18 protein-coding genes, 1 tRNA gene and 1 pseudogene are annotated in these 22,506 nt (G+C 62.4%); 9 read left to right on the top strand and 11 right to left on the bottom strand.

Going from position 1 to position 22,506, the window contains the following annotated elements; all coding sequences use genetic code 11:
• The first annotated feature begins 35 nt into the window (after positions 1 to 35).
• A pseudogene (locus GCM43_RS06430) lies at positions 36 to 987 on the top strand (LysR substrate-binding domain-containing protein).
• Here GCM43_RS06430 and thiL read toward each other — a convergent pair.
• Complete coding sequence (thiL, locus tag GCM43_RS06425; RefSeq protein WP_152242692.1) at positions 977 to 1,957, bottom strand: thiamine-phosphate kinase; 981 nt, start codon at positions 1,955 to 1,957, stop codon at positions 977 to 979. The pseudogene GCM43_RS06430 and the gene thiL overlap by 11 nt on opposite strands.
• Positions 1,958 to 2,036: 79 nt before the next feature.
• Between thiL and GCM43_RS06420 the strand changes: the two genes are divergently transcribed.
• On the top strand, positions 2,037 to 2,621 hold the full coding sequence (locus GCM43_RS06420; RefSeq protein WP_152242691.1) for a hypothetical protein: 585 nt from the start codon (positions 2,037 to 2,039) through the stop codon (positions 2,619 to 2,621).
• Here GCM43_RS06420 and GCM43_RS06415 read toward each other — a convergent pair.
• Entirely contained in the window at positions 2,608 to 3,066 is a 459-nt protein-coding gene (locus tag GCM43_RS06415; protein ID WP_226929381.1) for a MarR family winged helix-turn-helix transcriptional regulator, read from the bottom strand. The genes GCM43_RS06420 and GCM43_RS06415 overlap by 14 nt on opposite strands.
• 184 nt (positions 3,067 to 3,250) lie before the next feature.
• On the opposite strand from GCM43_RS06415, the gene GCM43_RS06410 reads away from it, so the two are divergent.
• The 4 genes from GCM43_RS06410 to GCM43_RS06395 all read left to right on the top strand — a co-directional run bounded on the left by GCM43_RS06410 (position 3,251) and on the right by GCM43_RS06395 (position 8,237).
• Positions 3,251 to 4,432, top strand: coding sequence for an MFS transporter (locus GCM43_RS06410; RefSeq protein ID WP_152242689.1), 1,182 nt, complete (start codon positions 3,251 to 3,253; stop codon positions 4,430 to 4,432).
• 75 nt (positions 4,433 to 4,507) lie between these two features.
• Positions 4,508 to 5,107: an SMI1/KNR4 family protein gene (locus tag GCM43_RS06405; protein WP_152242688.1), complete on the top strand. Its 600-nt coding sequence runs from the start codon at positions 4,508 to 4,510 to the stop codon at positions 5,105 to 5,107.
• Entirely contained in the window at positions 5,094 to 5,714 is a 621-nt protein-coding gene (locus tag GCM43_RS06400) for an SMI1/KNR4 family protein (protein ID WP_226929354.1), read from the top strand. Before GCM43_RS06405 ends, GCM43_RS06400 begins: the two co-directional genes overlap by 14 nt.
• Before the next feature lie 204 nt (positions 5,715 to 5,918).
• On the top strand, positions 5,919 to 8,237 hold the full coding sequence (locus tag GCM43_RS06395; protein WP_152242687.1) for an NADP-dependent malic enzyme: 2,319 nt from the start codon (positions 5,919 to 5,921) through the stop codon (positions 8,235 to 8,237).
• A gap of 112 nt (positions 8,238 to 8,349) precedes the next feature.
• On the opposite strand, the gene GCM43_RS06390 is transcribed toward GCM43_RS06395, so the two are convergent.
• The 3 genes from GCM43_RS06390 to GCM43_RS06380 form a co-directional block, all read right to left on the bottom strand.
• On the bottom strand, positions 8,350 to 9,216 hold the full coding sequence (locus tag GCM43_RS06390; RefSeq protein WP_152242686.1) for a hypothetical protein: 867 nt from the start codon (positions 9,214 to 9,216) through the stop codon (positions 8,350 to 8,352).
• Between the two features lie 416 nt (positions 9,217 to 9,632).
• The gene (locus GCM43_RS06385; protein ID WP_152242685.1) at positions 9,633 to 10,133 is read right to left on the bottom strand and encodes a hypothetical protein; all 501 of its coding nucleotides are present in this window, start codon (positions 10,131 to 10,133) and stop codon (positions 9,633 to 9,635) included.
• 72 nt (positions 10,134 to 10,205) lie between these two features.
• A complete protein-coding gene (locus GCM43_RS06380; RefSeq protein WP_226929353.1) occupies positions 10,206 to 10,610 on the bottom strand; it encodes a GNAT family N-acetyltransferase in 405 nt (134 codons plus the stop codon).
• 102 nt (positions 10,611 to 10,712) lie between these two features.
• On the opposite strand from GCM43_RS06380, the gene GCM43_RS06375 reads away from it, so the two are divergent.
• Positions 10,713 to 11,105: an Imm10 family immunity protein gene (locus GCM43_RS06375; RefSeq protein ID WP_152242683.1), complete on the top strand. Its 393-nt coding sequence runs from the start codon at positions 10,713 to 10,715 to the stop codon at positions 11,103 to 11,105.
• Between the two features lie 50 nt (positions 11,106 to 11,155).
• Here GCM43_RS06375 and ribBA read toward each other — a convergent pair whose 3' ends face one another.
• The 5 genes from ribBA to GCM43_RS06350 form a co-directional block, all read right to left on the bottom strand.
• Positions 11,156 to 12,277: a bifunctional 3,4-dihydroxy-2-butanone-4-phosphate synthase/GTP cyclohydrolase II gene (ribBA, locus tag GCM43_RS06370; RefSeq protein ID WP_152242682.1), complete on the bottom strand. Its 1,122-nt coding sequence runs from the start codon at positions 12,275 to 12,277 to the stop codon at positions 11,156 to 11,158.
• A 133-nt stretch (positions 12,278 to 12,410) separates the two neighbouring features.
• Positions 12,411 to 13,484: a sensor histidine kinase gene (locus GCM43_RS06365; protein WP_193315557.1), complete on the bottom strand. Its 1,074-nt coding sequence runs from the start codon at positions 13,482 to 13,484 to the stop codon at positions 12,411 to 12,413.
• A gap of 290 nt (positions 13,485 to 13,774) precedes the next feature.
• Positions 13,775 to 13,859, bottom strand: a tRNA-Leu gene (locus tag GCM43_RS06360).
• Between the two features lie 73 nt (positions 13,860 to 13,932).
• Positions 13,933 to 15,252, bottom strand: a complete 1,320-nt coding sequence (locus tag GCM43_RS06355) for an enoyl ACP reductase FabMG family protein (RefSeq protein WP_152242680.1) — start codon at positions 15,250 to 15,252, stop codon at positions 13,933 to 13,935.
• A gap of 262 nt (positions 15,253 to 15,514) precedes the next feature.
• Positions 15,515 to 17,875 carry a DNA polymerase II gene (locus GCM43_RS06350; protein WP_226929352.1) on the bottom strand — a complete coding sequence of 787 codons (2,361 nt, stop codon included), beginning with the start codon at positions 17,873 to 17,875 and terminating at the stop codon, positions 15,515 to 15,517.
• A 140-nt stretch (positions 17,876 to 18,015) separates the two neighbouring features.
• Between GCM43_RS06350 and GCM43_RS06345 the strand changes: the two genes are divergently transcribed.
• On the top strand, positions 18,016 to 20,256 hold the full coding sequence (locus GCM43_RS06345) for an ATP-binding protein (protein WP_226929351.1): 2,241 nt from the start codon (positions 18,016 to 18,018) through the stop codon (positions 20,254 to 20,256).
• 9 nt (positions 20,257 to 20,265) lie between these two features.
• A complete protein-coding gene (locus GCM43_RS06340; RefSeq protein WP_152242678.1) occupies positions 20,266 to 20,727 on the top strand; it encodes a response regulator in 462 nt (153 codons plus the stop codon).
• Here the strand turns inward: GCM43_RS06340 and GCM43_RS06335 are convergent.
• Positions 20,724 to 22,340 (bottom strand): response regulator, encoded by a 1,617-nt coding sequence (locus GCM43_RS06335; RefSeq protein WP_152242677.1) that lies wholly within the window; start codon positions 22,338 to 22,340, stop codon positions 20,724 to 20,726. The genes GCM43_RS06340 and GCM43_RS06335 overlap by 4 nt on opposite strands.
• Between the last annotated feature and the right edge of the window lie 166 nt (positions 22,341 to 22,506).

The following is a 22,506-nucleotide window of genomic DNA, read 5'->3' as shown; positions in this document are numbered from 1 at the left end:
GTCTGGCTGCGCGATTTATTACTGTCTGGTTAATAATGGAAGACTTGAACGACCTCGGCATTTTTTCCGCTGTAGTGACGCAAGGCTCGTTTTCGGGCGCTGCACGCTTGCTGGGCATGCCCAAGTCGCGTGAGCCGGCGCATTTCCGGACTCGAACAGCGCCTTGGTGTACGCCTGTTGCAGCGTTCGACGCGGGTGGTGCGCGTGACCGATGTGGGCGCCGAATTCTTTGCCCATTGCGAAGTGATGACCCATGCCGCGCGGGCGGCGGTGGAGGTGGCCGAGCATGCCGGGGCGCGCCCTTCAGGTCGCCTGCGCGTCAGTTGTCCCACCGGCGTGGCGCAGATTTTTCTCGCGCCCCTGCTCGCGCGTTTTCTATGCCTGCATCCGGAAGTGCGCCTCGAACTGGAGCTGGTCAACCGGCGTGTCGATGTGATTGCCGAAGGCTTTGATGTGGCCCTGCGCATCCGCAGCGCCTTGGACGATTCCAACCTGGTGGTGCGCACTTTCGGCGCCAGCATGCAGATACTGGTGGCCAGCCCCGCGTTTGTCGCCGCGCACGGCCCGTTCGATACCGTGCAGTCGCTGCAGGGCGTGCGTGGCGTGGGACCGGGCGGCATGCCGGGCGAGCCGGCGCGCTGGCGCCTCCACGCACCAGGCAGCAATGCAGCGGCAGACATCGCCTACGAATCGGCGCTGGTCACCGACAGCGGCCACCTGTTGATGGCCGCCGCGATTGGCGGCGCCGGCGTGGCCCTGCTGCCCTATAACGTCTGCCATGAAGCGCTGCACGACGGCCGCCTGGTGCTGCTGTTGCCCGGCCACAGCGCCGCATCACACCAGCTGCATGCGGTGTTTCCATCGCGGCGCGCTCTGGTGCCAGCCGTGCGTGCGTTTATCGAATTCCTGGCAGCCGAACTGCCGCCATCGATGGCGCAGCAAAACAGTGCGCTGGCGCAGTTGCTGCAGGACGTACCTATTGCGTGAAGTGATCGAACGAACGCAGTGCCAGGTCCAGCGGTGCACCGGTCGCGTCCACCAGGCGCAGGCCTGCTGCGGTGTCGATGCTGCCCACGCGCGTGGCGGGCGTGGCGCAGCGCGCGGCCAGTGCGGCAATTTGCTCGCGCGATGACGGCGGCGCCGTAAAGCACAGTTCATAATCGTCACCTCCGGCCAGCGTATAGCTGCGGCGCAGCTGTGCACTCTGGCGCGCCAGCACGGGGCCGGCGGGCAGGGCGTCCACGTCGAGCGTGGCGCCGACGCCGGAGGCTTTCAGGATATGGCCAAGGTCGCCGACCAGGCCGTCGGAAATATCGATGGCGGCATGCGCGAGCCCGGTTTCGGCCAGCAGGCAGCCCAGTTCCACGCGCGGCGTGGGGGTGTGCATGCGGCTGGCCGCCTCGCTCATCTCGTGCGGCGCCAGCGTGTGCTCCATGCGGTAGCCGGCCAGCGCCAGGCGCGCGTCGCCCAGCGTGCCGCTGATCCAGATATCGTCGCCTGCCACGGCGCGGTCGCGCCGCAGTGCCTGGCCGGGTGCCAGCTCGCCAAACACGGTAATGCAGATATTGAGCGGACCCTTGGTGGTGTCGCCGCCGATCAGTTCGCAGCCATGCGCATCGGCCAGCGCAAACAGGCCTTCGGAAAATGCCGCCAGCCAGCCGCGTTCGGCCTGCGGCAGGGCCAGCGCCAGCGTAAAGGCTACCGGGCGCGCACCCATGGCGGCCAGGTCCGACAGATTGACGGCCAGGCTTTTATGGCCGAGCTTGCGCGCGTCGGCGCCGGCAAAGAAGTGGCGGTCTTCCACCAGCATGTCGGACGAAATGGCGATCTGCCGGCCTGGCGCGGGCGTGAGCAGTGCGCAGTCGTCGCCGATGCCGAGCGTGGCGCGCCCAGGGCGCTGGCGTACGAAATACTGCTTGATCAGGTCGAATTCGGACAGCGCGTCGTGCTGGGACATAAGTGGTTCCTGGATAAACGATGGCGCTGCCATTATAAAGCCGGCCTACAATAAGCGTCCCTGTACTTGCCTCCCCACCATGCCACTGACCGATATCCATACCGTACTGCAGGCCTTTCTCGATGATGGCTGGCTGCGCGATCCGCGTCTGGTGGGACTGGACAGCTTTGATGCGGCCGAGCTGGACGCGCGCGGTTTTTATCGCCTGTGCGATGGTGCAGGCTTGTGCCTGCATGAAGAGCAGCGCCTGCTGCGCCGCGCCGGCCGGCCCGTTGAGGTTTTGTTCAAGGTCTACCAGCAGGATGGACAGCTGCGTGCCAATGGTCTGGAGCTGGGCTACCAGCTGCGCCTGGCGCCGTTTTTGCGTGGTGTCATGTCGCGTGGCCTGCCGCCTTGCCGCGTGCTGCTGGGACACAAGGGCCGCAGCGGCGCGCTGCTGTTCGAGCATGGCCTGGTGCTGCAGTTTGCCGCCAATCTGTGGGGCCGGCCACGCCACTTTTTCCTGACCCACGTCGAGGGGCGGGTGGACCATACCGGCCCCGATCTGCAGGCGTTGTATGCCGACCCGGCTTCGGCACAGTGGCAGCGCCAGTCGTGCCGTGGCAGTGCGGCGCTGCGCGAGCTGGCGGCCGTGCTGGCCGGCGTGCCGGCTAGCCGTTCTTAGCCTGCACCATGCCCTGCAGCAGCTTGGCCAGCAACTGGTCGAGCTGGCGCTGTTCCTGCGCAGTCAGTGCGGCCAGCATCGCCGCTTCGTTGGCCACATGCAGTAGCACCAGTTCCTCGATCAGGTCGTGCCCCTTGGGGGTCAGCGCCACCATCACGCCGCGCCGGTCGCTCGGATGCTTCTTGCGCTCGATCAGCGCGGCCGCTTCGAGCCGATCGATGCGGTTGGTCATGCCGCCCGAGGACAGCATGGCTGCCTCGTAGAGCGCTGTCGGCGTCAGCGCGTAGGGGGCGCCTGAGCGGCGCAGCGTGGCCAGCACATCGAATTCACCGGGCTGCAGGCCATGCTCGGCAAACAGCGGATTAAGCCAGTCGCGCGCCATCAGCTGCGCCACCGTACCCAGCTGCCCGACAAGCTGCATGGCGCCCGTATCCATCTCCGGCATTTCGCGCCGCCACTGGCTGGCCGCAAACTGGGCGCGCAAATACTCGGGTGGCGAGGCAGGCAGGGTCCCCGCATTTATCTTGATGTCGAGATTGTTTTTCGTCTTCATGTTAAGATACTTTTCGTCGAGTTATTTTTGCGTCAAGCATTAAACCATGTGCCTCCGTGCGAGGCAAGGAGTATCCATGTCATCCATCCCCGTCCGCGCGCCGTCGAATGCCTTGCTGGTGGCCGCCATTATTTTGCTGGGCCTCAATTTACGGCCCATCCTGGCCGCCATCGGCCCCTTGCTCGATGCGATACAGGCTGGCACCGGCATCAGCAGTGCCGACGCCGGCCTGCTCACCACCGTACCCGTGTTTGCCATGGGGCTGTGCGCGCTGGCCGGCGCGCAGCTGCAGCGTCGCCTTGGCGTGGTGCGCGGTATCAGCCTCGGCAGCGCCATTATCGCGCTGGCCTGCGCCCTGCGCTGGCCCCTGCACGGCAGTGCTGCACTGATTGCCACGGCCGCGCTGGGTGGCCTCGGTATTGCACTGGTGCAGGCCTTGCTGCCGGCGTTTATCAAGCGCTATTTCCCCGAGCGCGCCGGTCAGCTGATGGGCTTTTATACTACCGGCATCATGGGCGGTGCAGCGCTTGCTGCTGCCTCCGCTTCGCCGCTGGCGCAGCAGGTGGGCTGGCAAGCGCTATTGGCCTTGTGGGCGCTGCCTGCCGCCGGCGCCTGGCTGCTGTGGCGGCGCGCCAGCGCCAGCCATGTGCAGGTGTCTGGTGGCGCTGGTGCCAGCCTGCCGCTGGCAAGCCGCCGCGCCTGGCTGCTGATGGTGTTTTTCGGTATCGGTACCGGTGCTTACACGCTGGTGCTGGCCTGGTTGCCGCCGTTTTATACCGAGCTCGGCTGGAGCGCATCGGACAGCGGCCTGCTGCTCGGCGGTCTGACGCTGATGGAGGTGCTGGCCGGGCTGGCGGTATCGAGCATGCTCAATCGTTTCCCTGACCGCCGCCCGTTGCTGCTCGGCGTGCTGCTGGCCATCCTGGCTGGCCTGGCGTGCCTGATCGTGGCACCTGCGCAACTGGCGCTGCCAGCGGTTATCCTGCTCGGTATCGGCATCGGTGCGCTGTTTCCGCTGTCGCTCATTGTCAGCCTCGACCATGTGACCGATCCGGCCAGCGCCGGTGCGCTGCTCGGGTTTGTGCAGGGCGGCGGCTATATGATCGCCAGTACCATGCCCTTTATTGCAGGCCTGATACGCCAGCATTCGTCCAGCCTGGCGCAGGCATGGATGGTGATGGCCGGCGGCGTGGTGCTGCTGCTGGTGATGGCGCTGCGCTTTGCACCGGGGAGCAGTTTGCGCTCGCGGCCGCACTAGCGTGCGCTGGCCGCCGTGCGGCAACTGCTATATTCGCCAGCCCGGCGCCATTGCCGCCCTATGCAGAGGAATTCCATGGAGATCGTCGAGCAGTATTTGCAAGGCTTGCGCCAGGCCTTGCCTGAAGAGCCGCGCGAGGAGCTGGCGCTGGCCAGCGGCGCCAGCGCCGAACAGCTGCAGGCATTGCAGCAGGCCTACCCCTTATGCCCGGACAGTTTGCTGGCCTTGCTCGGCCAGATCAACGGCAGCCATTGGCAGGAATATGACGCTGGCACCGTCTCGGTGCTGATGCTGGGCGCCGATGCCGGCATGAATGGCTATCCGTATTATTTGCGTTCGGTTGAACAGATACTCGAAGACCGCGAACGGGGCAACGACAGCATTGCCGATACCTACAGCGAGAATGGCAGGATCGATCCGAACTGGCTCACGCTCGATCCGCGCATCGATGCCCAGGTGAGCGAAAGCACGCGCCTGTGTTTTGCCCACTGCATGAATAATGGCGGCACCTCGATGCTGTATGTCGATTTCGTGCCCGGTGAAGGTGGCGTGGTGGGGCAGATCGTACGCTACGTGCACGACCCAGACGAGTTTTGCGTCATTGCCGATGATTTTGACGCCTACCTGCAGCTGGTGATGGCGCGCGGCTACGAGTTTGTCGATGAAGACGACTGACGCCATGGCGCACTCGGCGCTGGTCGAGCGCTACCTGGCCGGCCTGCGCCAGGTGCTGCCGCAAGCCTGGCGCGATGAGCTGGCGCTGGCCACTGGCGCCAGCGCGGCCCAGCTCGAAGCCTTGCGCGGGGCGTATCCGCAATGCCCGTCGAGCCTGCTGGCTTTGCTGGCTCAGTGCAACGGCACCTGGCACCAGCCCTATGCGGGCGGCACGGTGTCGGTGTATCTGCTCGGCTCGGACGTGTTCGAGTATCCCTATTACCTCAGTTCGGTCGAGCAGATACTGGAGGACCATCGCGCCAACACGCGCAGCATTGCCGATATCTATGGCCATTATCTGCAGGAAGAGCCAGGCCTGGTCGACGCCCGCATCGATGCCAGCCTGCCCCAAGGCCAGCGGCTGTGCTTCTCGCACTGCATGAACAACGGCGGCAGCTCGCGCCTGTATGTGGACTTTGCCCCCGCGCCAGGCGGACGCTGCGGCCAGATCGTGCGCTACCTGCACGACCCCGACAATTACCAGGTGATTGCCGACAGTTTCGACGCCTATCTGCAAGCACTGATCGATGGCGATTACGGTTTTCTGATCGACGACTACTTCGATTGAACTGTATTCATCAAGCCAATTGAAATTCATAATCCGATAGTTTTTGATACCAAATCTGTTATCGGCAACGCTACGCTTTACAATGGCCGGTTATGCGCCTGCGTGATATCAGACTGTTGTATCGGAAAATACCTAGCTAGTTGAAAGAATCGGTCTGATAAAATCGCGGACACCCCCGATTGATCAAAAGGAAGGCAGCACAGCATGGATTCGTCATCTGATAAAAAAGAAGAATTGCGTCAACAATTGCGCCAGGCCGCACTCGAGTATCACGAGTGCCCGCGCCCAGGCAAGATCAGTGTTACGCCAACCAAACAACTGACCAACCAGCGCGATCTGGCGCTGGCTTATTCGCCAGGTGTGGCTGCTCCCTGCGAAGAAATCGTGATCGACCCGGCCAACGCCTATAAATACACGGCGCGCGGCAATCTGGTGGCGGTGATTACCAACGGTACCGCCGTGCTGGGTCTGGGCAATATCGGCCCGCTGGCCGCCAAGCCGGTAATGGAAGGCAAGGGCGTACTGTTCAAGAAATTTGCCGGCATCGACGTGTTCGATATCGAGATCAATGAATCGGATCCGGACAAGCTGGTCGACATTATCGCCTCGCTCGAGCCGACCTTCGGCGGCGTCAACCTGGAAGACATCAAGGCGCCCGAGTGCTTCTATATCGAGCGCCAGCTGCGCGACCGCATGAAAATTCCGGTCTTCCATGATGACCAGCACGGCACTGCGATTATCGTTGGCGCCGCGATCCTGAACGGCCTGAAAGCGGTCGGCAAGAAAATCGAAGACTGCAAGCTGGTGGTGTCCGGCGCCGGCGCGGCCGCGCTGGCCTGCCTGGACCTGATCGTCGACCTGGGCTTCCCGCTGAAAAACATCTACGTGACCGACCTCGCCGGCGTGGTCTACAAGGGCCGCGCCGAACTGATGGATCCGGACAAGGAGCGCTTTGCCCAGGATACGCCGCTGCGCACCCTGGCCGAGATCATTCCTGACGCCGACATCTTCCTGGGCGTGTCCGCTGGCGGCGTGCTGAAACAGGACATGGTGCGCCAGATGGCGCCGAACCCGCTGATCCTGGCGCTGGCCAACCCGAATCCGGAAATCCTGCCCGAAGAAGTCAAGGCCGTGCGCAGCGACGCCATTATCGCCACCGGCCGTTCGGACTATCCGAACCAGGTCAACAACGTGCTGTGCTTCCCGTACATCTTCCGCGGTGCACTCGATTGCGGCGCCACCACCATCACGCGTGAAATGGAAATCGCCGTGGTGCACGCGATTGCCGACCTGGCGCACGCCGAGCAGTCCGATATCGTGGCCACCACCTATGGCATCAGCAACCTGTCGTTCGGCCCGGAATACCTGATTCCGATGCCGTTCGATCCGCGCCTGCTGATCAAGATTGCGCCGGCCGTGGCCAAGGCCGCCGAAGAATCGGGCGTGGCGACGCGTCCGATCAAGGACCTGCAAGCGTACGCCGACAGCCTGCAACAATTCGTCTACCGTAGCGGCACCTTCATGAAGCCGCTGTTCCTGATGGCCAAGTCGACCCCGGCTGAACTCAAGCGCATCGTCTACGCCGAAGGCGAAGAAGAGCGCGTGCTGCGCGCAGTGCAGGTGGTGGTCGATGAAAAACTGGCGCGTCCGATCCTGGTGGGCCGTCCGGCCGTGCTGGAAACGCGCATCCAGAAATTCGGCCTGCGCCTGAAACAGGGCGTCGATTTCGACATCATCAACCCGGACTTCGACGAGCGCTATCGCGATTACTGGAGCACCTACTACGAGATGACCAGCCGCAAGGGCGTCACCGAAGAGTACGCCAAGCTGGAAATGCGCCGCCGCCACAGCCTGATCGGCTCGATGATGATCCACAAGGGCCATGCCGACGGCATGATTTGCGGCACCTTCGGCACCACCCAGCTGCACCTGAAGTATATCGATCAGGTGCTGGGCAAGCGCGCCGGCAGCAATGTCTACGCCGCCATGAACGTGCTGATCCTGCCAGAGCGCCAGATGGTGATGGTTGACACCCACGTCAATGAAAATCCGGACGCCGACCAGCTGGCCGAGATCACCATTATGGCGGCCGAAGAAATGAGCCGCTTCGGCCTGTCGCCACGCGCCGCACTGCTGTCGCATTCGAACTTCGGTTCGTCCGACAGCGCCTCGGCGCAGAAGATGCGCGCCGCACTGGCGCTGATCAAGGAACGCGCGCCGGAACTGGAAGTCGATGGCGAGATGCATGGCGACACCGCGCTCGACAGCAAGCTGCGCAACAAGCTGATGCCGAACTCGGACCTGAAAGGCGACGCCAACCTGCTGGTGATGCCCAATATCGAGTCGGCCAATATCGCCTACAACCTGGTGAAAACGGCGGCCGGCAACGGCATCGCCGTCGGCCCGATCCTGCTCGGCTGCGCCAAGCCCGTGCATATCCTGACGCCATCGGCCACCGTGCGCCGTATCGTCAATATGACGGCCCTTTGCGTCGTTGATGCAGTAGCGCAACGCAAGGTCTGAGAGCGCCTGACATAAGCTACTGCGCGTCACGATTTGCGGCCGGCGATGCTCACCGTGCTTAAGCACGGCTGCGCTTCTCGGCCGCAACTCGCCGCCGCTCGCTACGCTTCTGTCAGACGCAGTTGGCCGCGGGCGTGCTGGTTTGATACCTGCGCAAGTAGAAATAGCGGTACACCATAATCTCGGCCCACACGATCAGCAGCGCCAGCACGGCGAAAAATCCCAGCGTGAGCTTGAGCGAGTTGAAATAGGCGCCCGACTGGCGCTTGATGGCGTCGACCAGCAGCATCGGCAGCGATGTGTCGAGCGCGCTGAAGTCGATCCGGCGCGCCGCGTCGGTTGTCAGGCGTACCGCCACGTCGGTGCCGAGACGGGCCAGTTCGCCCGTGGCCTGGCCACGAAAGTCCGACTCCTTGAGCACTGCACCCAGCGTGCCCACGCGGGTAATCAACTGTTCCTGCAATACCTGCGTCAGCAGCGCACTGCCACGGCGCAGCATGAATTCATTGACCCAGTACGCCTTGCTGCGCTCCCACCAGCTGTCCGACACCGGCCGGTACAGCATGTCCTGCACCAGCGGCGCGATCAGCGTGCGCATGTTGAGCGGCTGGCCGGGCGCCACCAGCCGTACCTGCTGTTCCAGATAGATGCGCAGCGCCGGCGCCTGGGCTTCAAACACCGGCTGCAGGTCGCGCACCAGCGCCTGGTTGACCACCCGGTGCACGCTGTGCACCGCGCCAAACGCCATCCCCAGCAGCGGCAGCGCCAGCAGGATCAACACATAGCTGAGTTTAGCGGCCACATGCCAGGCAGTTGGTCGGCGCACCAGCAGGCATTGTCTGGCCAGTTGGTAGCAGATCAATGCCGCCAGCAGCAAACCCAGCACGCCGCACAGCAGCATCCAAGGCAGTGCGCCCAGCAGCAGTTCGCTTCCCAGCGGCAGCAGATTGCTGCTCCAGTTGGCCAGTGTTTCCTTCATGGATATCGTCCTGATATGATTAATCAGGCAAGTATATCCATTTTGCAAAGTTCAACGTGCACGCTTTATTTCAGTACTTTTGATGCAGGTCAACGTAGGTGCTTGGTAAATGGCGATAATGCAAGAGAACTCCCGGTCCGGCTGGCGGTTTGCATTGGCTGCAATGCCTGGATTGACTTCCAGGCACCTGTTGAACCTGTGTAACGCAACAACGCCAGCCGTGGCGGGAGTTCACTTCACACCTCCACCTGTCCCTAATGCCGCTAAGTTAAGAGGATGGTAGGTCGGATTAGCGTAGCGTAATCCGACAATTGGCAGCTGATATTGTCGGATTACGCCGCTACGCGGCTAATCCGACCTACTTGGTTTACCAAGATTTTTCCTTAACTTAGCGGCATTACCACCTGTCCCCGGCATCAGTCAAACGGCTGCAGATCCAGCCATACCGCATACGCCAAACGCTTGCCGTTCCACAGACCGCCGCCACGGATCACCGCGTCGCATGAAGTCAGCTGGCCGACCAGGTCCTGGCGCCCCAGCGTGCGGCGCAGGCGCAGCGCATCGCTGTGCGCCAGGTAGCCCACCAACTGGCTATCGATAAACACGGCAATGGCCTTGTCCTGGAACGGATTGGCGTCGTCGCACACCAGCAGCGCCAGGCATTTTTCATCGGCATTGCCGGGGCCGTGTTCGCCGGCCAGCCGGGCAATGGCCGGCTGGTAGATCGAATCGTTTTCCACCTCTGATGCATAGCGGCCGTTGTCGCTCCAGTGATGGGCGGGCGCTGTGGCGGGGATGGCCGGCACATACTGGCGTACCGAGATCAGGGCTTTTTGCAGCGGCTCGACCCTGGTGCGCCCGCTGAACACGTAATACAGCAGGCCGATAACGATCACAATGGCAAACAGGTAAATCATGGCAACTCTCTGGTTTTTCTGGGTTACTGTTAGCGGCAGGCCGATGCTGCCGCAACTGATGGAATCGCCGGCTCAGGCCTTGCGCGCCATGCCGATCGAGGCCGGCGCTGTCGGCGCGAAGCCGAACTGTGCATACAGGCGATGCGCTTCGCCGTCGGCGATCAGGCTGACATACGCGCTTTTCGGCATATTTGCGTCCAGCCACTGGCTGATCTCGCGCATCACCAGCTTGCCCAGCCCGCGGCCCTGGTGCGCCGGCAGCACGGCAATATCGACCACCTGGTAAAAGCAGCCGCCGTCGCCGATCACGCGGCCCATGCCGACCACCTCGTCGCCATGCAGCACCTGCACGGCAAACAGCGAATTGGGCAGGCCGCGCGCCGCCGCTTCCATGTTTTTCGGGCTCAGGCCAGCTGCCACGCGCAGGTGCTGGTAGGTGGCGATATTTGGTGTTTCCAGGCGGGTGGTATAGGACAAGGCGGCTCCGTGAGGCAATTGATCGGCGGTTGCCGCCATTATAGGGAACGCGGCGCGGCGCGAGGTGCTATGGTAGCGCTATTTTCTTGACGAGAGCATCCCATGGCTGCAGGCTTTAGCGCTACCGAATTATCCATCCTGGAACAGGATGAGGCCCTGATTACCACGCTGGCGCTGCCGCAGGGCGCAGGCGACCCCTTGTACCTGATGCTCCAGCGCGCCGATGAATTCGACGAGCAGGACGTGGCGCTGGGCATGGACGAACCGTATATCGAATACTGCGGCCAGGGCTTTGGCTGGTATGGCCATATGCATGCGGTGATTTTGCATCCGAACCGCCTGTCGGTGCAGATGGACGCCGAGGCCGCCATGCAGATGGATGACGACGGCCAGATCGACGTGCGCTTCAACTTCTCGCCGGCCCAGTTCGGGCGCTTGCAACTGGCGCTGCGCGCCACATTCGAGGGCTGCGACTACTATTGCGAAGAGCCATAAAAAGCGCCGCAGGAGGGCTCCTGTGGCGCTTTTACCTGATGCACTGCGGCTTATTCGCAGTCAGGCACCGGGCACGGCACGAAGCCGACCACTTCCAGGTCGAAGCCGGTCATCGATGGCATCTTGCGCGGATTGGCCAGCAGCTTCATCTTGCCCACGCCCAGTTCGCGCAGGATCTGGGCGCCGATGCCGTAGCTGCGCAGGTCCATGCTGGCGGCACGGCCCTTGGGTTTGACTTCCGGCGTATCGAGCGCGCTCAGCTGTGAAAACAGTTCATCGGCCGTCTCGCCGCAGTTGAGCAGCACCATCACGCCGCGTTCAGCCGCCTGGATGGCGGCCATCGAGGCCGAGATATTCCACGAGTGGGTGGTGGCCTGGGTTTCCAGCAAGTCCAGCACCGATACCGGCTCGTGTACGCGTACCAGCGCTTCCAGGTTGGGCGCCAGGTCGCCATGCACCAGCGCCAGGTGGGCCGAGCCGCTGGGCTTGTCGCGGAACGCTACCATGCGGAACGGGCCGTGCGAGGTGTTCAACTGGCGCTCGGCAATGCGTTCGACCAGCGACTCGTTCTGGTTGCGATAGTGGATCAGGTCGGCAATCGTGCCGATCTTCAGATTGTGCTGTTCGGCAAATACCAGCAGATCCGGCAGGCGCGCCATTTCGCCGTCTTCCTTGAGCACTTCGCAGATCACCGAGGCTGGCGTCAGGCCTGCCATCTGGGTCAGGTCGCAGCCCGCTTCGGTGTGGCCGGCGCGCATCAGCACGCCGCCATTGACGGCGCGCAAAGGGAAGATATGGCCAGGCTGCACCAGGTCGGTCGCTACCGTATTCTTGCCCACCGCCACCTGCACGGTACGCGCACGGTCGGCCGCCGAAATGCCGGTGGTCACGCCTTCGGCCGCTTCGATCGAGACGGTGAAATTGGTGCCGAAAGCGGTGCCATTGCTGGCGGTCATCATCGGCAACTTCAGGCGGTCGCAGATTTCTTCGCTCAGCGTCAGGCAGATCAGGCCGCGTGCATGCCTGGCCATGAAGTTGATCGCCTCGGGGGTGACGAAATCGGCGGCGATCACGATATCGCCTTCGTTCTCGCGGTCTTCTTCGTCGACCAGTATCACCATGCGCCCTGCGCGTATCTCGGCGATGATCTCTTCGGTGCTGGAAATTGCCATTTTATATCCTCAATGTGAAAAAACAGGCCGCATGCTTAGCATTCTAGGCGGCTATTTTAAAGGATTTGAGGCGATCAAACCGCCAGTGCGCAGTCCCGATGCCGGGAGCGTGCTGCTGACAGCGCTGCCGATACTAGCGCGGCAAGGTGACAACGAAGGTTGTGCCTTGCGCCGGGGTCGAGCTCACGCTGATTTCGCCACTGTGTGCTTCGGCAATTTCACGCGCGACAAACAGGCCGATACCCAGGCTCGTGCATTCGCTGACAAGGTCCTGCGCGCTTGCCAGGCGCACCAGCGGCTCGAAAATGGTGGCCAGTTTATCGGCAGGTATCAGCGGCCCCTGATTGTTCACTTCGATTAACGTGCCTTCGGTGCTGCTGCTCAGGCGCACCGTGACCGGCTGATCCGCGCTGCCATACTTGAGCGCGTTGGCAAGCAGGTTCGACAGCATTTGCGCAATGCGGTCCACGTCAAAGTTACCCATCAGCGAGGGCGGCGCCTCAAGCGCGATCAGGCGCCCGGGGTGCGCGGTGCGCAGCTCGTTGACCACCTGTTCGCACACGGCAGCGAGATCGTTTGGTCGGGTATTGATGGGAATGCTGCTGCCCAGATGGGTACGCGTAAAGTCGATCAGGTCGTGCACCAGCCGGTTCATGCGGTCGGCGCTGCGGAACATGCGCGTGGCGATCTGCACATACTTGGGCGGTATGTCGAGTGCCTGCATGATGGCGCTTGAGCCCATCACCAGCGCGCCGAGCGGATTGCGCAGGTCATGGCCGAGTATGGCCAGGAACATGTTCTGTGATTTGTTGACCAGCAACTGGTAGCGCGCCACCGACTCGGCAACCGCCTGGTCAACTGCCTCATTGAAACGCGTGATGTCATTGATGGTGCTGGCATGATCCATCGACGTATCGTGGCTCCACAAGTTCAGCACACTGGCGCGCAAGGCGCGGTATTCCGAGACCAGCTGCACCACCGTGTAGCCTGACAGCAAACGTGTTTCGGCATGCGTCTCGGCTGCCGTATCGCCGCGCACCTGCGGGGCCAGCCCCAGCGATTTGTTTTCACGCTGCAGTTCCGACTGCGGCTCTTCCAGATCGTCGGCAAACACCAGCAGCATCTGGCGCGCGTGGTCGCGCAGCTCCTCATCGCTCATGGTCAAGGCCGGCGGCTCGATGGTACGGGCAAAATCTTCCCATGCCATCAGAATGGGTTCCAGGTTGGAGCGAAGAAAATCAGCCAGTCGCGATTGCGCCATGATAAGCCTCTCTATCTTTGACAGGGATGTGCTGCAGAGGTTCATTGGGCGTCACGGCCCGGTTGCCAGGATGGCGGGAAAGCTATTTGTTAACGTTGATCTTATTTCAATTACGCAATAGATGGCGCGCAATTGGTGCTGTGCATCAGGGGGCGATGCAGCGCAAGCTGGCGATGTCAATGCTTCCAGCAACAAAAAAGCCATTCAATCTGCATTGAATGGCTTGCTGTATTGTTTGGTGCCCGAGGCCGGACTTGAACCGGCACGCCTTGCGGCGGCGGATTTTGAGTCCGCTACGTCTACCAATTCCATCACTCGGGCAACGCGAGAGGCATTATCACTGATTTGTCACAATCCGGCAAGTTTTTCGCTTGCCGACGCAACAGTGTATCGCTCAGGGATTGTGCACGGCGGCCAGCTGGCGCGCGATAATGTCGTGGTTGAGCCAGACGACCGGCGCCTGCGGGGCGGACATGGCGTGGAACATCAGCGGGCCGGTGCCTTCCAGTACCAGCGAACTCAGGTGATCGGTGATCAGTTCCTTGCGGTCCTTGTGCAACTTGGTGATGTCGTCCGAGGTGCCGATCATGACTTCGGCCAGTTCCGGCGTGTTGTCCATCGGCCAGGCGGCAAAGTTACGGAAATGCACGCTGGTGGCGTCGCCATTGTAGGCGGCGATGCGGTCGAGCAGGTCCTGCAGCGAGGTGCCGTCTTCGAGCAGGGCCTGGCAGGCTTCCCACTGCTGTTCGGCCCAAGCGCCGCCACCTTCTTTTTTCAGTGCGTCGAGCAGCGGGAACAGCGACAGTTCCACGCCGACAAAGATATCGGACGAATTGGTGCGGATTTCCGGGCAGTTGAAGACGGTAGCCTTGATGCCTTTTTCCCACGCCGCCTTGGCAACGTTTTCCAGGCGCATCTTGGCCAGGCCCTGGGTGTAGTTGCTGTAGGTTTGCCACTGGTACTTGCCGTCGATCAAAATTTCCGTGCCATGGTAGCCGTAGGCGCTGTAGCGCACCTGGCCGCCGCTTTGCTCGATGCGGTTGCGGATGGCGGCGCTGCCGTCAATCAGGTATTGCAGGGTGTTGGCGGTAACTTCGTCGAAGTTCATCAGGATCAGCTTGCCCAGATCGCTGTCGAGCAGTGCGCGCGAGGACATGAAGCGCTCGCCGCGGCCCTTGTAGATGCGGTTGGCAATGGCCAGGAAGACTTTGACTTTCGGAATGCCTCCGGCCATGGTGTGGGCAAAATACACATTGCTGCCGTCACGAATCAGGGTGTCGAGCTCGGCCATGGCTTTGGCTACCGAGTTCTTGAAGCGGGTCACGCCGGCTTCGCGCGAACGCTCGATCTTGGTCCAGTCCAGCTTGTCTTCCTGCCAGCTTTTCAGGGTCAGGTCGGCCAGCAGGGCGGTCGGAGTCGGTTCGCCTTCCGGTGCGTCCAGGTCGAAACCGGCCATCAGCGGCACGTTGATGATGCGTCCGCCCAGATTGGCTTCGGCTTCGGCCAGCTCTTCCGCGTTCAATGGGCGCAGCGCCATGTTTTCATCGCGGCGGCCTACCGTCATGCCGACGATATTCATGCCGGCCTTGCGCGCTTCGTCGAGCAGGCCATTGACGTAGCCGCGGCCGAACAGCTCGCCGAACAGCACAAAGGTGTCGCCCTTGCGGAAGATGTTTTTTTGAGGAATGTCGCGGAGGGACGTGATCTCGGTCATGGTGTATTCATTCTAAAAGTAGCAAAGGGCGGGCAGCGCGGCCGCGCGGTTTGCTGGTTCAACATCGTTGCAGTATGCGCCACTTCAGCTTGAAACATGGAGTTGAAAACCATTCTCCTCTGAAGCGCATCTTCTTATTGGTACAGCTCTTGTTCTTTCGCCATGGCGTATTTTACGCTGCTTGCCGACTTGCGCGCCTGCGCTGGAGCGAGGCAGGCGCCGATATTACCTCAGCTTGGCTTGCCAGGTAAGCAGAATCGCATCAGAACAGGTTTTGCTGCCCAGAAATAAGCCGGGAAAAATCGTCGCCCAGGAAGGGCAGGATGGCGTCGGCCACCGGTTGCAGCTGGCGCGTCAGGTAATGCTGGTAGTCGATCGGCGAGCGCTGGGTTTCCAGCGGTTCCGGCCCGGCCACCGTGATCACATAGCTGATCGATCCGCCGTTCTGGTATTGCAGCGGCCGCCCCTGTGCCAGGTTATAGGCGTCGGCCGTGCGCGCCGCGCGCACATGCGGCGGCACGTTGCGCTGGTAGTCGTCCAACGGACGGCGCAGCCGCTTGCGGTACACCAGCAGCGCATCGTGGGTGCCGCGCAAGGTAGCGCTGACATACTGGCGCACATAGTCCTGGTAGGGCGCACGCTGGAAGATGCGCCGGTACAGTTCCTGCTGGAATTGTTGCGCCAGCGGCGTCCAGTCGCTGCGCACCGTTTCCAGTCCCTTGAAGACCATCTGCTCGCCGCCGCCGCGCTGGCCGACCAGGCCCGCATAGCGCTTCTTGCTGCCTTCTTCCGAGCCGCGGATGGTGGGCATCAGGAAGCGCCGGTAATGCGTCTCGTATTGCAGCTCCAGAGCACTGTCGAGGTCGTATTCCTGCCGCAGGTGCTGGTGCCACCAGGCATTGACCTGCGTCACCAGCTTGCGGCCGATCTGGCCGGCTTCTTCATCGCTATGCGCGGTTTTCAGCCAGACAAAGGTGGAGTCGGTATCGCCATAGATGACCTGGTAGCCCTGCTCGGTGATCAGTTCGCGCGTGCGGTGCATGATGGCCTGGCCGCGCAAGGTGATCGACGAGGCCAGGCGCGGATCGAAGAAGCGGCAGCCGTTTGATCCCAGTACGCCATAGAACGCGTTCATGATGATCTTGAGCGCCTGCGACAGCGGTGCATTGTGTTCGCGCTTGGCCGTCTCGCGCCCCTGCCAGACCTGTTGCACGATGGCCGGCAGGCAATGCTGATGGCGTGAAAACTGCGCGCCGCGATAGCCGGGCACGGTGTCGCCTTCACGGTTGTCGTCGTTCTCGCGCGTACCCACTGCCAGCCCCACCGGGTCGATCAGGAAGGTGCGGATAATCGACGGATACAGGCTCTTGTAGTCGAGCACCAGCACCGAGTCGTACAGGCCCGAGCGTGAGTCCATCACGAAGCCGCCCGGGCTGTTCTCGCCGCGCACATCGCCGAGGTTGGGCGCCACGTAGCCCTGGCGGTGCATGCGCGGCAGGTACAGGTGTTCGAAGGCGGCCACCGAACCGCCGCTGCGGTCGGCCGGCAGGCCCGTCACGCTGGCGCGTTCCAGCAAAAACGTCAGCAGTTCGGTCTTGGCAAAGATGCGCGTGACCAGTTCGCAGTCCTTGAGGTTGTAGCGCGCCAGCGCCGGCTTGTCCTCGCGAAAACGCCGGTCGATTTCGGCCATGCGCTGGTAGGGAGTGTCGATCGCCTTGCCCTCGCCCAGCAGCGTCTGCGCCACGTTTTCCAGGCTGAACGAGGAAAAGCTCCAGGTGGCCGACTTCAGCGCTTCGATGCCGTCGATGATCAGGCGCCCGGCCGCTGCCGCAAAATAATGCTCCTGCTTGCCGCCGTGCTCGCGCCATTCCATGGCTGCGCCGCCGCGTCCGAGCAACAGTGGCATGTTGTAGCGCTCGGCATGCTGGCGCAGCACGCGCAGGTCGAACTGGACCAGGTTCCAGCCGATAATGGCGTCCGGATCATGCGTGGCCATCCACTGGTTCAGCCGTTCCAGCAGTTGCGCCCGGCTGTCGCAGTATTCGAGCGCGAAGTCGAGCGCTTCGTCACCGCCGTTTTTGGGGCCCAGCATATACACCTGGCGCTGGCCGCAGCCTTCGAGCGCAATCGAATACAGTTCGCCATGGGCCGTGGTTTCGATATCGAGCGACACCAGCCGCAGCACCGGCCGGTAGCCGTCCAGCGGTTTCAACTGCGCCTCTTCCAGCTGTTCACCGTCGAAGCAGACAGGCGCGGTGATAAAGCGCTCCATCAGATAGCGTTCGTGCGGACGGATATCGGCTTCATACACATCCACGCCGTGCGCGCGCAGCTGTTTTTCCAGCTTCAGCAACTGCCGGTAATGCCGGCAGTACAGGCCCAGCACGGGGCGATGCTGGAAGTCGGCCAGCGCCAGCGGGCGCAGTTCGGCATGGCGCTCGCCACGTAGCAGCAGTTCGGCCTGTTCGCGCTGCTCGGCAGGAATAAACGCCACTGACGTTTGCATCGGCAGGCGCAGCAGGCGCGGCCCGGCATCGGTGGCCAGCCAGAATTCGACCTCGGTGCCGGCGCTGGTGTCGCGCCAGTGGCGGGTCAGGATAAAACCCTGTTGTTGTGATGCCACCTTGGCCCCTGCTGATATGATGTGCGCATGGTAATGTAAATCGCCCGTCGTGCCCATGCCGTGCGACTTTCGGCAGCTGCCTCTAGTAAAATGCGCTTTCCCTCTTCTGCCTGAGCGGCCGAATTGCCGACATGAATAACATGATGCCAGCTATCTCCTCACCGCCCCCCCTCAACCTGACCTCTTGCGACCAAGAGCCGATCCGCATTCCCGGCAGCATCCAGCCGCATGGCTTTCTGCTGGCGCTGCGGCAGGACGCTCCGGACGTGATCGTGCAGGCCTCGGACAACCTGGCGGCGCTGACCGGGGTAGCGCTCGAGCAGGCGCTGGGACAGGGCCTGCCGGTGGTGCTGGGCGTGGCGGCGGCGCAGTTGCAGGCCGAACTGGCCGCCAACGTGATCGGTGCGCAACCGAGCTACATGGGCACGCTCAGAACCCCCAATGGCCGCCATTTCGATGTGCTGGCCCACACCCATGACCAGCTGCTGCTGCTTGAATTCGAGGCCGTGGCGCGCGTTGCGCCACCGGATTTTCGCCATCTTTATCCGAAGGTCGGCAATTTTCTGCTGAAAATCAACGATCTGCAGGATATCGTCGAAATGAGCGATCTGGCTGCCCAGCAACTACGCGACGTGACCGGCTTTGGCCGCGTGATGGTGTACCAGTTCGATCGTGACGGCCATGGCCTGGTGCTGGCCGAAAGCCGCGCGCCCGGCTATTCCTCGTATCTGGGCCAGCGCTTTCCGGCTTCCGATATCCCGCGCCAGGCGCGCGAACTGTACCGGCTCAACCGCATCCGCCTGATCCAGGACGCGCACTACGCGCCGGCGCGGCTGGTGCCGCCGATCAATCCGGCCACCGGGGCACCGAACGACCTCACGTATGCGGCGCTGCGCAGCGTCTCGCCGATCCATCTGCAATATATGCGCAATATGGGCACGCTGGCCTCGATGTCGGTCTCGCTGATGGTCAAGGGGCAGTTGTGGGGCCTGATTTCCTGCCACAATGAAACCCCGCTGCCGGTGGCGTTCGAGCAGCGCGCCGTCTGCGAGCAGCTGGGGCAAATCCTGGGGCTGTGTATCGAGACGCGTACCGACGCGGCCGAGCTGCAGTTCCGCCTGGAAGTACGGCGCACCATGGTGAGTCTGCTTGCCGGTCTCAGCCAGCAAGCCGATTTTGCCGACAGCCTGCGTGGCGTGTTCCCGCAACTGCTGCGCTTTGCGCGCGCCAGCGGCGCGGCCATCGTGGCCGATAACCGCGTGTTGCGCCATGGCGACACGCCAGACGAAGGCGAGATCCACGAACTGGTGCAATGGCTGGCCGAGAGCGGCCAGCAGGACGTGTTTCATACCGATCAGCTCAAGTCGCTGCATGCACCGGCGGCACGCTATACGCGCAACGCCAGCGGCCTGCTGGCCATTTCCATCTCGCGCATCCATCCGCATTACCTGCTGTGGTTCCGGCCGGAAGTGGTGCATACCATCGACTGGGCCGGCCAGCCACAGGCCAAGGACGGCCCCGGCCAGCTGACCCCGCGCCTGAGCTTTGACACCTGGCGCGAGACCATCCACGGCACCAGCGCGCCCTGGCATGACGGTGAAATCGAACTGGCGACCGAATTTCGCAGCGCGCTCCTGGGTATCGTGCTCGAACGCGCCGAACAGATGGCCGAGCTGGCCGAAGAGCTGGGCCGCGCCAACAAGGAACTCGAAGCGTTTTCCTATTCGGTATCGCACGATTTGCGCGCGCCGCTGCGCCATATCGTCGGCTTTTCCGACCTGCTGCTCGAGACGGCCGGCACCGAAGACCAGGAAAAGCGCCGCCGCTTCCTGAAAAACATCAAGGATTCGGCGCGCCTGGCCGGCAAGCTGGTCGACGATCTGCTCAGTTTTTCGCAGATGGGCCGCGCCGCCCTGCATCCGACCCGGGTCGACATGGCCGAGCTGGTGCGCGGCTGCATCCAGAAGCTGGGGCTCGATATCCGCGATCGCCGGATCGAATGGGACATCGGCAAGTTGCCCATCGTGCGCGCCGATCCGACCTTCGTGCAGCTGGCGTTGTACAATCTGCTTGCCAACGCGGTCAAATTTACCGGTGGGCGCGAGGTGGCGACCATTGCCGTGAGCGCTACTGAAGATGAAAACGAAACCGTGTTCCATATCGCCGACAATGGCGCCGGCTTCAATATGGACTACGTGCATAAATTGTTTGGTGTATTCCAGCGCCTGCACCGCATGGAAGACTTTCCCGGCACCGGCATCGGCCTGGCCAATGTGCGCCGCATTGTCGAGCGCCATGGTGGGCGGGTCTGGGCACAATCGACCTTGGGCGAGGGCGCCACGTTTTCCTTCAGCCTGCCTAAAAATATTGCTATTGAATAAGAGGCAACCATGCTCAAACCCATTTTACTGGTCGAAGACAATCCGCATGATCTGGAACTGACCCTGATCGCGCTGGAGAAAAGCCAACTGGCCAATGAGGTCATTATCGCCCGCGACGGCGCCGAGGCGCTCGACTACCTGCTGTGCCGCGGCCAGTACACACAGCGCGAAGCGGGCAATCCGGCGGTCGTTCTGCTGGACTTGAAACTGCCCAAGGTCGACGGCCTTGAAGTGCTCAAGGAAATACGCAATACGCCGCAACTGCGCAGCATTCCGGTTGTCATGCTCACTTCCTCGAAGGAAGAGCAGGATCTGCTGCGTAGCTATGAACTGGGCGTCAACGCCTATGTGGTCAAGCCGGTCGACTTTGAAGAGTTCGTGCGCGCGATTGCCGACCTGGGCATTTTCTGGGCCGTGCTCAACGAGCCGCCGCCCGGTTCCTACCGCTATGTGCGTCCGCCTGCGCTCTAGAGCGCGATCTTGCGCTGGCGCAGCACCTGGCGGATGCGGGTGCTCAGCACGTCTGGCGTATACGGTTTCTGCAGCAGGTTGACACCCGGATCGAGCTTGCCCTCGTGCGCCAGCACGCCTTCCGCATAGCCCGAGGTAAACAGCACCTGGGTGTCGGGCAGGTACTCGCGCACCGCCACGCTCAACTGCAGGCTGCTCATTTCGCCCGGCATGATCACATCCGTAAATACCAGGTCGATCGGGATGCCGGACTGAATCAGGCTCATCGCACTGCCCGCATGCGCCGCCTGCAGCACGCGGTAGCCCAGCGCGGTCAGCAGTTCGACCGTGGTGCGCCGCACCTCCTCTTCATCTTCCACCACCAGGATGGTTTCCTGGCCGCCGCTGAGCGGCTCGCTGATGACCGCTTCCATTTCCGGGGCCGCAGCCTGGCTGCGCAGCAGGAAGATTTTCACGCTGGTGCCCACGCCGACTTCGCTTTTGAGCAAGATCTCGCCGCCGGACTGCTTGACGAAACCGTAGGCCATGCTCAGGCCCAGGCCCGTGCCCTGGCCGGTCGGCTTGGTGGTAAAGAACGGCTCGAAAGCGCGCTGCAGCACGGCCGGCTCCATGCCGGTGCCGGTGTCGGCAATTTCCAGCAGCACATAATCGTCCGCGCCCTGGCTCTTGCCGACCTCGGCCAGCAACGGCGAGCCGGCAGCCACGTTCTGCGCGCGGATGGTCAGCTTGCCGCCGCCGGTCATGGCGTCGCGCGCATTGATGGCCAGGTTCAGCAGCACATTGTTGAGCTGGTTGGCGTCGACCATGGTGCTCCACAGGTCGGGCGCGATATCGGTGGCGATGGTGGCGCGCGGATCGAGCAGGCGACGTATCATGTCGCCCATGTCGAACAGTACCTGGCCGGGGTTGATCAGTTGCGCCTGCAGCGGCTGGCGCCGCGCAAACGCCAGCAGGTGGGCCGACAGCTTGGCGCCGCGCTCCACGCCTGCCAGGGCAATATCGATGCGGCTGTGGGCTTTCTCGCTGACGCCGCCCAGCAGCTTGATCAGTTGCAAATTGCCGCTGATGATCTGCAGCACATTATTGAAGTCGTGCGCCACGCCGCCTGTCAGCTGGCCGATGGCTTCCATCTTCTGCGCCTGGTGCAGTGCCGACTGGCTGGCCGCCAGTTCCTCCTGGCTCAGGCGCAATGACACGAACGCCGCATCGCGTTGCTGCCGCGCTACATAGGCGGCGCTGTGATAGCGCACGCGCGCCAGCAGCTCGCGCGGATCGGGCCACTTGACCAGGTAGTCGTTGGCGCCCATGGCAAAGGCCTTGACCTTGATCGACGGATCGTCTTCCGACGACAGTAGCACCACCGGGATATGTTCGGTGGCCGGATCGGCGCGCAGCATGCGGATCACGTCAAAGCCGTCGGCGCCCGGCATGCGCAAATCGACCAGCACCGTGGTGGCAGCGACCTCGCGCGCCAGCGCCACTGCCATTTCAGAGCGCGCATCGTAGCGCAGGACGATATCGGCTTCGCGTTCGAGACCATGGGCGATCAGATCGAGCGCGATGGCTTCGTCATCGATCAACAGAATGGAAACGCACGCAGATTCTTGAGTCATAAAAAGAAGCAGAGGTAAGGTAGCGCGGTCGGCTGGCCAGCCGGTGCAAAAAGATTGTACATGAGCTTGCGATATTGTCTTGGACAACCAATGCTAAAGTGTGCACAACATTATTTAAAAAGAAACGAAACCAGGGACGCGGCGCAGATGCGGCTATAATTTTTGT

Source organism: Janthinobacterium aquaticum (assembly GCF_009208565.1).
In the GTDB taxonomy this organism is placed as follows: Bacteria; Pseudomonadota; Gammaproteobacteria; order Burkholderiales; family Burkholderiaceae_D; genus Janthinobacterium.
This window is presented reverse-complemented; position numbering and strand designations above follow the sequence as displayed.

Excerpts from the sequence above, each read along its gene's own strand:
- GCM43_RS06345 (WP_226929351.1), top strand. The coding sequence starts at position 18,016 with ATGATGCCAGCTATCTCCTCACCGCCCCCCCTCAACCTGACCTCTTGC.
- GCM43_RS06355 (WP_152242680.1), bottom strand. The coding sequence starts at position 15,252 with ATGACCGAGATCACGTCCCTCCGCGACATTCCTCAAAAAAACATCTTC.
- GCM43_RS06400 (WP_226929354.1), top strand. The coding sequence starts at position 5,094 with ATGAAGACGACTGACGCCATGGCGCACTCGGCGCTGGTCGAGCGCTAC.
- GCM43_RS06365 (WP_193315557.1), bottom strand. The coding sequence starts at position 13,484 with ATGGCATGGGAAGATTTTGCCCGTACCATCGAGCCGCCGGCCTTGACC.
- GCM43_RS06395 (WP_152242687.1), top strand. The coding sequence starts at position 5,919 with ATGGATTCGTCATCTGATAAAAAAGAAGAATTGCGTCAACAATTGCGC.
- GCM43_RS06340 (WP_152242678.1), top strand. The coding sequence starts at position 20,266 with ATGCTCAAACCCATTTTACTGGTCGAAGACAATCCGCATGATCTGGAA.
- thiL (WP_152242692.1), bottom strand. The coding sequence starts at position 1,957 with ATGTCCCAGCACGACGCGCTGTCCGAATTCGACCTGATCAAGCAGTAT.
- GCM43_RS06335 (WP_152242677.1), bottom strand. The coding sequence starts at position 22,340 with ATGACTCAAGAATCTGCGTGCGTTTCCATTCTGTTGATCGATGACGAA.
- GCM43_RS06420 (WP_152242691.1), top strand. The coding sequence starts at position 2,037 with ATGCCACTGACCGATATCCATACCGTACTGCAGGCCTTTCTCGATGAT.
- GCM43_RS06415 (WP_226929381.1), bottom strand. The coding sequence starts at position 3,066 with ATGCCGGAGATGGATACGGGCGCCATGCAGCTTGTCGGGCAGCTGGGT.
- GCM43_RS06375 (WP_152242683.1), top strand. The coding sequence starts at position 10,713 with ATGGCTGCAGGCTTTAGCGCTACCGAATTATCCATCCTGGAACAGGAT.
- GCM43_RS06385 (WP_152242685.1), bottom strand. The coding sequence starts at position 10,133 with ATGATTTACCTGTTTGCCATTGTGATCGTTATCGGCCTGCTGTATTAC.
- GCM43_RS06410 (WP_152242689.1), top strand. The coding sequence starts at position 3,251 with ATGTCATCCATCCCCGTCCGCGCGCCGTCGAATGCCTTGCTGGTGGCC.
- ribBA (WP_152242682.1), bottom strand. The coding sequence starts at position 12,277 with ATGGCAATTTCCAGCACCGAAGAGATCATCGCCGAGATACGCGCAGGG.
- GCM43_RS06405 (WP_152242688.1), top strand. The coding sequence starts at position 4,508 with ATGGAGATCGTCGAGCAGTATTTGCAAGGCTTGCGCCAGGCCTTGCCT.
- GCM43_RS06390 (WP_152242686.1), bottom strand. The coding sequence starts at position 9,216 with ATGAAGGAAACACTGGCCAACTGGAGCAGCAATCTGCTGCCGCTGGGA.